Source organism: Halopseudomonas pelagia (assembly GCF_009497895.1).
In the GTDB taxonomy this organism is placed as follows: Bacteria; Pseudomonadota; Gammaproteobacteria; order Pseudomonadales; family Pseudomonadaceae; genus Halopseudomonas; species Halopseudomonas pelagia_A.
This window is the reverse complement of sequence record NZ_CP033116.1, coordinates 4,443,604-4,457,258: the sequence shown is the minus strand read 5'-3', so window position 1 is coordinate 4,457,258 and position 13,655 is coordinate 4,443,604. Positions and strand designations below refer to the sequence as shown.

General features: G+C 52.5%; 11 protein-coding genes. 7 read left to right on the top strand and 4 right to left on the bottom strand.

The window, feature by feature from the left end; genetic code table 11:
• The first annotated feature begins 20 nt into the window (after positions 1 to 20).
• Both EAO82_RS20360 and EAO82_RS20355 read left to right on the top strand, forming a co-directional pair.
• Complete coding sequence (locus EAO82_RS20360; protein WP_096348551.1) at positions 21 to 281, top strand: hypothetical protein; 261 nt, start codon at positions 21 to 23, stop codon at positions 279 to 281.
• Complete coding sequence (locus EAO82_RS20355) at positions 281 to 1,261, top strand: replication protein RepA (protein ID WP_096348552.1); 981 nt, start codon at positions 281 to 283, stop codon at positions 1,259 to 1,261. Before EAO82_RS20360 ends, EAO82_RS20355 begins: the two co-directional genes overlap by 1 nt.
• A 281-nt stretch (positions 1,262 to 1,542) precedes the next feature.
• On the opposite strand, the gene EAO82_RS20350 is transcribed toward EAO82_RS20355, so the two are convergent.
• Positions 1,543 to 2,424, bottom strand: a complete 882-nt coding sequence (locus EAO82_RS20350; RefSeq protein ID WP_096348553.1) for a hypothetical protein — start codon at positions 2,422 to 2,424, stop codon at positions 1,543 to 1,545.
• Positions 2,425 to 2,938: 514 nt separating this feature from the next.
• Between EAO82_RS20350 and EAO82_RS20345 the strand changes: the two genes are divergently transcribed.
• Complete coding sequence (locus EAO82_RS20345; protein ID WP_096348554.1) at positions 2,939 to 3,388, top strand: hypothetical protein; 450 nt, start codon at positions 2,939 to 2,941, stop codon at positions 3,386 to 3,388.
• Between the two features lie 411 nt (positions 3,389 to 3,799).
• On the opposite strand, the gene EAO82_RS20340 is transcribed toward EAO82_RS20345, so the two are convergent.
• Positions 3,800 to 4,834 carry a TauD/TfdA family dioxygenase gene (locus EAO82_RS20340; protein ID WP_174959071.1) on the bottom strand — a complete coding sequence of 345 codons (1,035 nt, stop codon included), beginning with the start codon at positions 4,832 to 4,834 and terminating at the stop codon, positions 3,800 to 3,802.
• 211 nt (positions 4,835 to 5,045) lie between these two features.
• On the opposite strand from EAO82_RS20340, the gene EAO82_RS20335 reads away from it, so the two are divergent.
• Both EAO82_RS20335 and EAO82_RS20330 read left to right on the top strand, forming a co-directional pair.
• Entirely contained in the window at positions 5,046 to 6,008 is a 963-nt protein-coding gene (locus tag EAO82_RS20335) for a hypothetical protein (protein WP_096348556.1), read from the top strand.
• A gap of 2 nt (positions 6,009 to 6,010) precedes the next feature.
• Complete coding sequence (locus EAO82_RS20330; protein ID WP_096348557.1) at positions 6,011 to 9,319, top strand: UvrD-helicase domain-containing protein; 3,309 nt, start codon at positions 6,011 to 6,013, stop codon at positions 9,317 to 9,319.
• A 504-nt stretch (positions 9,320 to 9,823) separates the two neighbouring features.
• Here EAO82_RS20330 and EAO82_RS20325 read toward each other — a convergent pair.
• Positions 9,824 to 10,708 (bottom strand): site-specific integrase, encoded by an 885-nt coding sequence (locus EAO82_RS20325; RefSeq protein WP_096348558.1) that lies wholly within the window; start codon positions 10,706 to 10,708, stop codon positions 9,824 to 9,826.
• Complete coding sequence (locus EAO82_RS20320) at positions 10,692 to 10,940, bottom strand: hypothetical protein (protein WP_096348559.1); 249 nt, start codon at positions 10,938 to 10,940, stop codon at positions 10,692 to 10,694. The genes EAO82_RS20325 and EAO82_RS20320 overlap by 17 nt, the downstream gene beginning before the upstream one ends.
• Positions 10,941 to 12,042: 1,102 nt before the next feature.
• Between EAO82_RS20320 and EAO82_RS20315 the strand changes: the two genes are divergently transcribed.
• Positions 12,043 to 12,360, top strand: coding sequence for a hypothetical protein (locus tag EAO82_RS20315; RefSeq protein ID WP_096348561.1), 318 nt, complete (start codon positions 12,043 to 12,045; stop codon positions 12,358 to 12,360).
• A gap of 108 nt (positions 12,361 to 12,468) precedes the next feature.
• Complete coding sequence (locus EAO82_RS20310; RefSeq protein ID WP_096348562.1) at positions 12,469 to 13,227, top strand: hypothetical protein; 759 nt, start codon at positions 12,469 to 12,471, stop codon at positions 13,225 to 13,227.
• Positions 13,228 to 13,655 lie beyond the last annotated feature (428 nt).

Below are 13,655 nucleotides of genomic sequence, written 5' to 3'. Positions count from 1 at the left end.
ATAGAATATTGGAGTTTCACATGGTTGACGCTAGTAACCGCGAGCATGCGGCGGAAAAAATCGAAAAAAACCTGATAGCGACTTACGGCATGATGCTTAGTCGCGAACAGCTCGCGGATTTGCTCGATCGTCGTATTGGCGGACTGAACTGGGAGCTTGCTCGGGAAGAGTCTCAGCTTCGACGAGAGCTCGGTCCGTCAATGGTCCGATTTGGCCGTCGCGTGTATTACAGTGCGCCTGAGCTTGCTCTAATCCTGGCTGCTCGGCTGGGCCGTGATTGATGGAGCAAGAACAAACTTCTGCTGATGATGACGAGACCATAGCAAGCGGATTTGGATTGAGCAGCCCCAAGTTAAAGCGCGAAGAACGCGCTATCGAACAAATGCTTGCTATCGAAAACCAAACTGCTCAGGAGGCGGGAGAAATTGGCTTTTTAGCGAAAAGCTTACTCCAGGCTAACCTACCGCATAGTAAGCGTTCCGAGAGTTCCTGGACTCGTATCAATGGAAATTTAACTTTTCATATTACGAGTCCCGCGGCAATAGGTTTACCCTACGGGAGGTATCCCCGGCTCCTCTTGGTTTGGATAACCACCGAGGCGGTACGCAACGCGGCTAAATTAGCACGTGGCCAAATTACGAATTCCGAAGCTCGGCTGCTAAGTTTGGGCGTTTCTTTAAAGCGGTTTATGGGTGATCTGGGGCTTAGGGCTACAGGTGGGGAAAGTGGATCCATATACCCATTTCGCGACCAAATGGACAGGCTATTCAATGCTACGGTGACGGTCAGCGTAACTAAAAATCAAAGAGAGACCGGGTCGGTTGTTATGAGCTTGGGGCCTTTGCGCGTAGTAGATAGGCTCGAATTGTGGCCTAAGACCTTCGATAGCACAAAGGACTCATACATAGAGCTTTCATCGGGATTTTACGAGCTCGTTACCAGTAAAGCGGTGCCCATTGATAAACGCATTATGCGGCATTTGAAATCATCGATGGCGTTTGACGTCTACTGCTGGGCGACTTACAGAGTTAGCTATTTATCCAGGTGGACTGTCATATCATGGTCCGACTTGAAGGGCCAAATAGGAGCGAGTTACCCAGATACCACCCAGGGTCGCAATGATTTTCAAAAAAACTTCAGAAAGGCGCTTTATGCCGTGCAGTTGCTTTGGCCACAATTAAAGGCGACACCCACTAAAAAGGGGCTGACTCTTAAGCCTTGTGCACCTCAAGTTCCTCGACGCACCTCGGAAGCGATCTAAGCTACCCCGCCGACGCAGTCGCTAAGCTGCAAAGTTATCCACGCATATTTATTCCCGCATGCCCGCACATAGTTGCTCCATTTCAATGAATATTTGCTCCTTTTTCACGCATATTTACTCCTTCTGACCTGTATCAAGGCCTTTGAGAGCAGGCCTTTAAGAGGTGTTCCTGTTGGGCCTGTAACTTCCCCTGTACAAAAGATTTTCCTCTACGCGAAAGAGCGACTTTCCGTATGACACAAAAAACCGCCCCTGGAGGCGGTTTTTCACTTTTATCTCACTCAGTCGAAGGTTTCTCCTCCAGCATACTCGGAGTACTTGTACACCGTAGACTGCGTTATCTCTGCTGCGTCCGTGAGGGATAGGTTCAGCAGTTCGTTGTAGGCCTTGAGTTCGGTCCAAAGCTCACTCTCGGATAGGAGCGGGAGGTTTCTGATGTGCTCAATCTCTCTACCCTGCTCATCGCACTTGATAAGGGCATGTGGATTCCGCGCATCATCACTATTAACCAAGCAATAGCCCTTGCGATTAAAGGGCTCTATCCCAGTAATTGTCTCAACAATGCTGTTGTACATAGGCTTGTGCGAGGCACCGTTGAAGTAAATCGGTGAATCACTCAGGGCGGAGAAAGTCACAAGCCAGAGGGTCAGCTTGAAGGAAAACCTCCCTGTATGATCAGCGAAGGTCACCATGATAGGGGTGTGGTTCTGATGACAGTAACTGATGTCGTTGGGGTCTAGCAGCTCTCTGTGCTCGGTGTACTCGCCGACAGCCCTGCTAAAGCCAATGGTGAGAAATCTGGGCTTCTGGGCTAACACAGGGGTAGGCCTTGTGTAACTGGTAACCCCAAACCCATCGGGGTCCAAGGATTGGGCGATCAGGTAATCACGAACCACCAATGGCATTTTCCAAGGCGCGGCACGACCATGCTCCAGAAACGTCATTGGTGTTTGGCCAGGAACCTCCAACAAGGCGATCGCTGCCGCAGTTTCCTCAGGGATCGTCTCTGGGAGTCCAGCACTTGCCGCATTCCAATGACGGTAGCCCAGCAAATGACTGAGTTTTTCTTGATGTGTAGATAGCTTGCTGCTTTGGCCAAGGGATTTGGTCGTAGAATGCAGGATTTTGGCTAGTTCAAGGACTTGCTTGCGAGATAGGGACATACGGGGCTTCCTCAGATCTGGTTTGCATCTGCTCCCCCGTTCCAGACGATTCAAAGATCGTAGGATTGACCCAATGTATGGTTTAACGCGATCCGCTGACGCGGACAGGGGAAGGCATTCACCGCGGCGCAAATTGCGCTGGGGAAGGGCAGGGGCTCCCGGAACCTGCCTTCAGGTTATGTCCTAACCGACGAAGATGCAACTGCGTTACTGCACCATCAAGATGGCCTGCTGGATGATCGGCGCAACCGTCGCCTCAGAGAAGCCTAGTAACCACGAGGGTTCTCGCGCCTGTCCTGTATTTTCTCCTGTAGACAAGCTTTTACCTGTAGTTAGCCTGTCATTCACAGTGGATAACGTAACAGCAGAAGATTTCCGGTTACGTGAAGCTTTAATGTCTTCGACGCGATTAGCAGACCATTACACTACTAAAATTACACCGGGTTCGGTTGTGTGGAAATTTTAGTGGGTTATGGTTGATCGGGTGAGTGAAAACAGGCATCCGGAGAATTGTATGAGTACAAAGATCGCGCTCCAAGGCGAAGCAAACGATGAAATAGGCAGCGACTCGCCGTTCCTAAAATATCGAAGCATACTGGTTAACGAGGGCTACAGCTCTGCCCGTTCCTTGCAGGACTTTGCTCTAAGTTGTTACAACGGCAGTCTCGGCCAGTTCCAAGGTAGCTCCATCAGGAACTTTGACAGCAACCACTTCGAAATTTTTCTGGAGCTGGTTAATTCTTATTATCATCAGGGGGAAAGCGATCCGCACTTGCTGACCGTCGGCGCTGCTATCTGGGCGAACCGCCTTGAGCGGGGGCGCAAACTTCTGGCCGAAATCGCTAGGCACCGAGCAATCAAACCCTCGGACTATGAGGACGGAGATGAGAGCGAGTATCGGCAGCAAATGGACTGGCTAGAACGCGAGTGCGAAATGATGCGTGCAAAAGGCTGGATCGACTAATCCTAAGCGTCCCCGTCTGAATATTGATGTTTTTCCGGATGGGGTCAGGCTTACGCATTAATGCGTTTTTGTCGGTTTGAGCTTGAGGGACTGGAAATCGAAGTTGGTAGGCTTGAAATCGCCCCGATTATCTAGACAAGTTATGACCGCATTTGGCCGAAACCAGTCATGCTGACCGGCACGCAACGGCCAAAAGCAGATGATTCCTTGGCCTCGATTTCAAGGGTTTTTGAGACGCCTACTAACTAAAATCGATTCAGAAATGAGAAGATGTATTTATCGTGATAACTAGCTGCTTCTGGAAGAAGTAGACCTCTACCTGTCGATCGTTTCCAGCCAAAAGCGGTGATCGAGCATCCACGAGTTCAGGATCATGCGTTCGACTACTTCCCCCGGTGCATCTGTTCTTATTTAGGGATACAGCATGAAGGTACTTCCCTCATGCCACTGACCTGGGGCTAGATCGGAGACATCCAGCCCGTAGGTGCGTAGCAACCAGCGTGTCTGTCCGCCAAATTCCTTGCCGGGCGCGCTACGACCGTGCAGTGCGATGCGGTTATTTACTAGAGCGATGTCACCAGGCTGCAGAGGCACTGCAATAACACACTCAGCGCACGCTTTCTTCAGAGCATCCATCGCCTCCTGAGCGGACTTTTGGCCGATTTCAGCAATTTGTGTGGTGCTGTGGCTAAAGCGGATCCACCAGCTTCCGTTCATAGGGAAGATAAGCTGGGCATCATCGACTTCAAGCTCGTCGCCAAGGATTTCTACCATACCATCGCGGAAGGTCAGTTGTGAGCCGATGATGTACTGAGGTTTTTGCAGTTCTTTAATGTGTTCAGAGCTCAGACGCTCCATGAGACGCTCAAGAGGCATGACCGTAGTAGGCACTTCATTTGGGTTGCGGAGTGCGGACAAGCAGACGAAGTCTGGAGAGGGCGCAATGCGCTCATTCACAGGGTCGCTATAACCGCGCAGGGGGAAGGTCACACCATCAGTGTGTCCAGTCATCTTGTCCGCCGACTTCTCAGTGAATTTACCTCTGCCAGGAGGAAACACCACGAGGTTGACGAACAAGTCCCCCCCGTTTTCGGATCCGTAGGAAACTGAGGCGGAATTGATTATCGCAAGGCAGGCGATTGCAGAAACCCGTGCGAGCACTGTTCCCTCCGCATCAGGGACGGGGCAAAAATTAATCGGGGTGTCCGGAAGCTCTGATGGCTGGAAAACAGCCTCCAGCTTCAGGAAGGGCTGTGACCAGGCAAAGGCTCTCACCTCAGCGCCACTGCAATTGCGCTTGTTTAACTCATGCTCGATCGCCGGCAACAGCTCACGGCTAAGGTCCCCAGGACATGCCAAGCCGTTAAGCATTTGCTCAAAGGTAACGCCCGTTCGCCAATTGGTGACAGCGAAACGCACTGCTTGTGAAAAGATTTCCTCGATCAATTGTGTCCCTACGAGTGCGAGTGATACAAAAATGATATACAGTTGATATACACACGGTGATTCTTACACACCATTCTACCAACGACCAAATCCGTCTATGAAAACGCCCACGCTTCAGCCTGCCGATTATCTCCAAGGGTGCGCTAGCTTCCTAGCCTGCCTCAAACCATTCATGCGCTTGCGGGAAACGTCCCAGGGTATTGAGTGTGAGATGACTCTAGCTAATGGTCATTTTGTGGTAGTCACTGGTAAGGATGAGCCACGTTTGCTGCTCAGCCTGATGTCTGTGCTGGTGAAACAAATCCCACAAGCTCACGCTGATGAAGCGTCAGTTATGGCGCCTAACTCACAAGCAGCACCTGTAGATGAGCAGATTTTGGAGACGACCATGAAATCTACGGCTACCACCCAGGAAGCAGATGAGCGAGCTGCTGCACGCTTGCAGGTTGGGTTGACTACCAAAGTCTCGCTACACCAGCTTGTAAAGGAAGTAGCAGACAGGCGTGCGGTATCGGTATCGACTGCCGCTCGGGATTTGTTTAAGGATGGGTTGGTTAGGTTTGATGAGGAATCAAGGACAGTAAGCCCCTCAAAGTTACTGAGCGAGTATGAGTTCAAGGCCAACCATTACGACGGTATCGAGTCGGAAAACTGGATTATTCGGGCTGACCGACGCTTGGTGATGAGGGCTCGCTTACGGGCAGGAGAGTATGGCCGCTCACTGTCGTCATTTGCCAACTTCATACTCGCCAACGCGTTGAGCCATTGCCCCCACGCTGCGGCTGTGCGTGCGGATTCTTCTGGATCAATTATCACGGATGAGGCTGTCGCAGAGGCTGTGCGGGCAATTGAGCAGTCAAGCGGTGTCAAGGCACGAGTCCTGGCTCCTCAGATCGATCTGGGTGAACAGCGTGGGCTGACCAATATGATCTTAGGCGGTACGGTGCTGGCACCCGCACGAGTGCTTGCGAAGTTGGCTGCGGCTTTAAAGCTGCCTCTGGATGTATTGTCGGTTGCGTTGGAGCGTCGGTTTGCCACTCAGCCGGTGCCCGCGTTCAAGGCAACTGACGGCAAACCAACTGTGCAAATAGAGCGGAAAGCTTGGAGTGTTGCAGTCAGGGAGCTTCAGCTTCCAACTGACGAGCAAGAGCGTCTTCTAAAGCTGGAGGGTTAAGTGTGAACCCATTTGACCGGGCGCGTCGGCAAGCATTTGAAACCCGAGAAGCCCTGGTCGGTTTGGCTGCCTCTCTCGGAGGGGTAAGCTCCACCGAATTACTGGCCCAAGTTGAAGATGCACTCGAAATTGCAATCGAGCGATTGCCCTTCGGACATCCTGAGTTGGGCGGCGGCAGTGGAGTCTTGAAGCGAGAAATCCCAGCCGTGTATATTCGGAACGATGCCTCCCCCGGCGAAACGGCCTATCTCATCGCTCATGAGTTGGGTCACTGGTATCTTGATGGTGACCGCCCGGCACAGACGATTGCTCATTTGAGCAGCTTGACGGACTCCTATGGCAGTCAGGCGACAGTCGCGGTCGAAGCTTATGGTGCACGTGAGCGTTTGGAGCTTCAAGCCAACGTATTTGCCCGCGAACTTCTGTTACCGCGTGGAGTCGCAAGCCAGTTATTTCAACACGGTCTAGGAGCCACGGCTATCGCGGCCAACTTTCAGGTTCCGCTGGAGATCGTTCGCCTTCAGTTGTTCGATGGGGTTTTGCTCCCTATATTGCCTCCTGCACCACCTCCACCCTTGCCGCTTATGACGCAAGGGCAGCATGACGCTGCTACTGCTTCGGAAACTTTCGTCAATGTCGTTGCCGGACCAGGTACTGGTAAAACAACCACGCTCATACACCGTATCAAACACCTGGTTGAGCGAGGAGTTCCACCCTGCCAGATTCTTGTGCTGACCTTTACCAACAAGGCTGCTTATGAGCTGGTAGAGCGCCTCAAGGTTTCCGGCATCGCCGGGGCTTCCGATGTTTGGGCCGGGACATTTCATGCTTTCGGGCTCGAATTTCTTCGCAAATACCATCAGATTTTTGGTCTGCAATCAGACGTTCGGCTCGCAGATCCACTGATGCAAGTGCGTCTTATGGTAAGCACGCTGCCCAAGGTGCAGCTCCAGTACTATCTGAGGCTTCAAAACCCCTATGATTGGCTTCCTAAGGTCTTAAGTCATATCAAAAGGCTGAAGGAAGAGTGTCTCACAGCGGCTGACTACCGAACGCGCTTAGCTGCACTGCCTGCCTGTGCGCCGGATGTGGCCAATGAACGGGAAGACATTGCTACGCTATTTGAAGCCTACGAAGCAGCAATGCGTGCTGAGCACCTGGTTGACTATGTAGATTTGATTGCCTTCCCCTCAACCCAGGCTAAGCGAGACCGTACATCAGTTGCTCAGTACATTGATCATTTCTCTCATGTGCTAGTGGATGAGTATCAGGACGTCACCGAAGTGATGGTCGATCTTCTTCGTCAATTGGCCCTGAATGCTCAATCTTTCTGGGTGGTCGGTGACGTACGCCAAGCCATCCACCACTGGCGAGGCGCATCGATCAGAAGCCTGATAAACTTCGATTCCACCTTCCGCAGCACTGTTCCGGGCGCCACTGTGCGGCGTTACGCTTTGGATCTAAACCGGCGAAGCACTCCAGAAATTCTGGAGCTATTTTCATGCGCAGGTATCCATCATGCATTGACTGGCCGAATGATCTTAGAGCACGTCAAGGCATATCGTCCCTCGATCGGGGTTGTGCCTACCCTGTACGAATGCGACTCCAAATCCTCCCAAGCTGTCACAATCGCACAGCGCATCGATGGATTAGTGCAGAGGGGGGTCCCCTACAGAGATCAAGTCGTAATCAGTCGAAAATCTGCAAACGTTGAGCAGATTGTTGAAGCGCTCGAAGATTTGAATGTGCCGGTGCTGCATATTGGCGACGTTTGCCAGCGCCCTGAGATAAAGCGCCTGCTATGTCTGATGGAGCTGCTGTGCATGCGACAGCCGCGCTCTTTGGTGGGGCTGGTGTCAGAGCCAGCATTCCGAATGCCCCCTCAAGATATCGAATATCTCATGTTCCTGACGCGCAAGGGCGCTGGATTAAGCATGCAGCGAGGGCGGTGGTTATGGTTGCCCACTCCCGGCCTATCGCCGGCTGGCCAGCAAGCCAAGGCAAACCTCGCTCTGCTTCTCAGTGGGCTCAAACGAAATTCCAGGCCTTGGGATTTTGTATCCAGGGTGCTGCTCGATCAGCGTTACGGATTACCCAACCACTCCGATCAATCGATCCAAGCACATACCCAGCGCCTAGCTCTTTGGCTGTTTGTTTACGCCGTACGCAATGGTGACGGCGACATCCGTCAGGCAAGGCTTTCCCAGTTTTTGCTCCGTGAAGAGCTGCGCCGCAGAATCGGAGAGAAGCTAGGAGATCGAGGTTTGCCTCCTGAGGCCCGAGTTTTGGATGCTGTGAGCGTCATGACTGTGCACTCAAGCAAAGGACTTGAATATCCAGCCGTCCACGTGACTGATGTGGATGACGGTTCATATGGCGCCAATCAACCTTTTGCTTATGATGTACGGGGGTTGGAGCTGATGCCTCCTGAGGTGCTGAACAGCACCGCGTCAGAGTTCATGTTTGAGGAGCGGGTAGAGCGTAATAACCTTCTATATGTCGCTCTATCTCGGGCCCGCGACTACCTCTACCTATATGAGATCAGCGGGTGGCCGCGTCCCGTGCCGCTGGATCGCGCCCCTGATGCGAGCTTGGTCAAGCGCGCTGGAGTGAAGGTTCCGCCGTCTGCACCAGTGACGCCGATGCCGCTAGCCAGCAGCTCCGTGGTGCCCACCGTGAGCTATGAGGCTTTTCAGGCTTACATGAGCTGTCCCTTGCAGTTCCACTATCGCTATGAGGCTGCGCTGACTGCCGAACAGAACATCGACATTTCGATCCGAGCTCGCTGGGCCATCATGGACATGCTACTGGCTGTTGCAAGGGATGGGGCTACTCCTTCAACGGCATTCCAAGCTGCTTGGGCTTCCCATGGTCTACCGAGCAAAGAAGAAGATCCTGGCCTGATGGGCGATGCAATAGCTGCCGCCAAGCGCGGGCTATCGGTGGTTAGAAGTGTCAGCGGTACCGTCGAAGAGGGCATGCTTTCCGAAGCCAACGGCGTACGAATTGAACTCCCCTGGATGCTCGCGGATAGGGGACAGCTGCACTGGATCCGTGCACAGATGGGGATTCAGTACGACCTTAGCTATCTGCGCCCTTTGATGCTGAATATCAACGGATCGCGGACTCATAGTGCAACGATTTACTCCATCGTTACCGACCAAAACGTTAAGGACGGCCCTTCTAGGAGGGCCGAGAGCACGACCGTTTACAAAATGGCCCAGCGCTTTGCAGCAGGCGACCGGTCGGCCTCCAAAGGTCGACATTGCGGTCGTTGTTCTTACCTGAGTATTTGTCCCAGTATCCCCTGACGTACTTGATGATCTATCTCACCCTGGCACCGACATCGAGTCGCAAGCACCACCCAGAAGTTTAAGCGCAGCCGGATTAGATCAAAGGAGTTGCTAGTACGTAAAAAGTCGGGAACTGTGGACCCATGTGATGGCTGCTATTGGCCTTTAGCCGCACCTCACCCATGTTGCTGCTGACCAAAGCATACCGATCGAACCATGCTTGAGCTCCCCTGCATTGAAGGCTCCGGGGTTATTAAAAGTCGTATTGATTCGGGGTCATCAAAGGACATGGTTAGACATGCAAGGGTTGTCACAGTCATTTAGAGTGTGTTTTAGGGATGTCAGGGAGTTTGAGAAAAGATCAAGTGAAGCGGTTTTCTGTTTGTTCAGGAGCTAATGAGGGCGTTCTGCGTATTGCAGGGAGACGGATAAGGCTGGCAAGGGTGAGCAAGGGGGCGGCAAAGTAATTCATCATGAGTTTAGATGAGGTTTACGAGGCAGGCCTCGTGGGAGTCAGTCTCGTCAGCGCAGGTAAATCTCAGTGATCTCCGGTCGGAAGTGTCCTAATTCCTGACTCACCGTCTCCAGTGCCTCGCTCCTCAATAATCCTTTGGATTGAAGCTCGACCATTCTCTGCTGGGCATAGGTATGCCGCAGCCCGTGCGCTCCAGTAGACCAGCCCAGAGCTCTTTGGGAGGCCGCTGTGACAGACTGGCTCCACGAGTGTCCCCCGGGTAGTTTGTAATGCTGCTTATAATAGACGCCGCGATCTGCAACGACCACTGCCATCTCCAGCCTTAGCGTCTCCAGGCGTTCGGCTAAATCGGTCGGCAGTAGGACTTCTCTAGTTAACCCTCCTTTGCCAATAACAACGTATCGGCGCCCTGACCTGCCCAGAAATTTCTCATTTCTAGCTGGCCGGCTGTCAGCTCTTCTTTCTTTGGCTGGTTGCAGAGTGATCAATTCGTGGGCCCTCAGTCCTGCTGCGTAGGCGATCTCCGTCGCCAGTGCATTGGCTTCTCGCTGGTGCGAAGCAATTCGACGCACCTGCTCTTTCGTGTAAGCACGAGACTGGAGTGCTTGGGCATGCTCTGACCTTATAACGGGCAGGCGTTCTGGGGGTTGCAGTTTGCCAATGGAGCGTAAGAAGCCCTGCACGGCCTGACGATCTAGATCAAGGGTCTTTTGTCCTACAACCTGGCTTCGTGTCTCCAGGAAACGGATAGCCTCCTCGCGGGAGAGTCCGTGGAGACCACCCGGGACCCGCTCTGAGCTGGCGTATTCTGCGGCTCTTGTGAGTGCCTGGTGATAGTTGCGACCCGTCCCGACACTTTTCAGATTGCCACTGCGCTGGACCTGTCGAATCGCTGAGAGAGCCTGCTTGGCGGGCTTAGCAAATTTCGCCATTCGTTGCCCCCTTGCGCTTGAGCCAGCGGGCTACTGTCGAATGTGTTACTCGAACCCTTTGCTCGAGCAACCAGCGCTGCAGCTCGGCTGGACGCGCACCTGCTTCATGCAAACGCAGAAGCTCGCCGGTGTATTTGTCCAGCCGGGAGGTGCGATAGGGTTTTTTGCGCCTAGCCAGTGAATCCTGGCGTAGGCGCTTAGCTAAGGCGTTGGGGTCGAATTCTTGTGGCATCTTGTATTCCAGTCAGAGCAATTGGAACACGATATCCAAGAGGAAATAGGCGCGCCACCGAAGTGGGGTGTAAAAACGAGATGTTCGAATGCATTGTAAGAATGACTGGCCAAACTCTGGCTCAGCGGCTTGTAGCCTATTCGCCCCTGTTCGCATGTCACATGCGGGCTCGGACTGGTCTCGCCCTATTACATTGACTCGTAAAGCAGCTTTCAGCTCAGCCGTCGCGTCGAACATGCGATGCGGTATGGCTCGGCAAAAAGCATCCCATTTTGAGCAGATGAGTTACTGCGCATCCAAATTAAGAGCCGGAGCAAGCCCTAGTGCATCTGCCGCTGAATTGCAGCATGGCGCAGAAACACATCAGATTAACGTGGTGGTGCACGCGTGAACAAAGTGCTCACGATATCAACAAGGTCATCATAGCGCGCCGGCGATGGGCAGGATATGGCCTTTTGAAATCGTGCGTTGAACTCTGTGCGCGAAACTCGTCTGTAGGCTCTAGCACGGCTATGTCAGGCCGGTTTTTGAGCCTGACATAGCCGTGCTATGCACGGATGCGCGACGTAGTCGCGCTGGGTTGTGCGAGTGGTACTCGCACAGCACGTGGTTGGGTCATCCACGTGCGCAAGGAGCGCAAATCCAACTATTAGGGGAGGTGCTGACACAGAGTCCGTAGCTGCAAAGTAGGGCTGGGTCTTGGGGAATGGGGCATGTGCTGCAGGGTGCGTATAGGCATCACTTGCAGCACCAAACATCTCGAGACGGATGTTCACCTGCTAATTTGAGACTACTCATCTTTCACATTGGCGCAACTCAAATGGGGGGTAGAAATGGTGTTATTCAATTTGGCTAACCGGTTCCCAATCTTGGGCGCTCAGTTAAAAATTCTGATGCGAGACGAGTCGTCAGCGATTGGAGTCATTGTGTGGATCGAAGAGTATTTATCATGCCTTTGTGATGCGGGAGTCATTGACTGGCGCCAGCGCCTCGAATGCCAAACTGCAGTGGTCATGTGTATTGGTGTCGGGGAAACGCATTTCCAGACGCTTGTGACACCGATAATGCACTAGACAATACGCTTTTGGCTGAGGTTTACATTATGCAAAAGGGTAACGAAGTCGCTCTTGATGAACTGGTCGGTCAGTATCCGAGTTACCAGTGGCGCATTTGGACGCGTCGATACTGCGAAGAATTGGGCAATGAGGTCCTTTCGGCGAGCTCATTTTTCCTAGATGTGCCGCAGGAAATCCTTTTCTTCGCGCCAGCCATTGGCGACGGCAAGCTTGATGCTCTCCTTGAGGAGTTGAATGCGCGCGCAGGTTGGGATGGTGCAATTCAGAATTGGCAATCGAGGCGTCTTCGAGCTTTGATAGCTGAATTACCGTTACCAACGCCGGGGGTCGTCGGGCATGGGTAAAATTGAGTAAGTGATAGCCAGCGGTGATCAATGTTTTTGACCCCTGATTCGGATGAACGGGATAGCCGTTATTGGTAGCGTTTCTTCTCACACTTTTGAGGAGTACCTATGTCGAGCCTTACTGAAATAATCGCAATGAAAATCCCGGTTACCGCTGTATCGAACCCTAACGGCTGTAAGCCTGGGTTTGTGAGCTGCTATGACATGAGGCAAATACTTAATGACGCGGCGAGTTACTTTAAGCTAGGTGACGCGCTGGCCGCGGTAGGTATTCTGGAAGACGTCTTATGGTCACCGAAGGCATCCAAGCTATCCATAGTGCATTGGCTTCGCTTGCCGATTTATCTGCAGCATGCGGGCTCTAATGAAATGGCATGGCAGGTTCTCGAGATTTATCGCTATCGGCGTAAGGATTGGGGATCGCAGAAGGAAATCGCTCGTACAATGAAAATAATGGCGGAAAATGAAAAATGGGCAGAGGGCTTTTACGTCGCTCTGATCTGGTTTATCTGCTGTGAGGATAGGGAGAGGGCATCGCAAATCAAAGCTACTCGTTCATCATTAGGTATGAGCGCGCAGGACCTGAAGCAGTTTACAAAGACCTTGGCTGAAAAAAATGGCACTTTATCAAAGATAAGAAATAACTCAGACGATGGTTTTTATGCACTCAAAAAAACTGTCTGGCAGCACATCTGTTCACTGAATCCAAAGCGTCTGCAGACGCGACTACAAAACTACGCGCACAGGCAAGATATGCCCTTTCCGAAGCAGTTAACAGAAGCGTTGATTCAATACCGCCTAACTGAAAAAGAGTATAGGTACGATTCGATCGTCGCCCTTGTTCGCTCGCAAAATCTGGGAGATTAATGATTTTGCGCTGGTGACACCGTTTCACTGATTGATGATGACGACTCCAACCAATGAGGGAGTCGTCATCATGAATGTATCTAGCAATAAAGTGGTCAAAATCGGTAAGCTCTCGATGTCGCGGTCCCAATTTATGGTGGCATGCGCTATCGGAGGAGCGCTGGCAGCAATCCCGGGCGCTCTCGCCTCGAGGTCCCTTCCATGGCCTTGTTCAAATTTCCTCGAAATCCTCATGAGCCGACAGCTGCTCAACGCTCTAATGCTTGGGGCGTTGCTCCTAATCGTATGTGCAGGGCTGGCCAGCTTCAAGACACCAGTCGAGATGCGTCGGATTGAGCGGTTGACCTGTCTATTCTGGGGAGCTTACGCAGGGTCCTCACTCGGTCCGCTCCTCAGCGGCACGGGTGTGGGATAGTCAGGAGTAACAG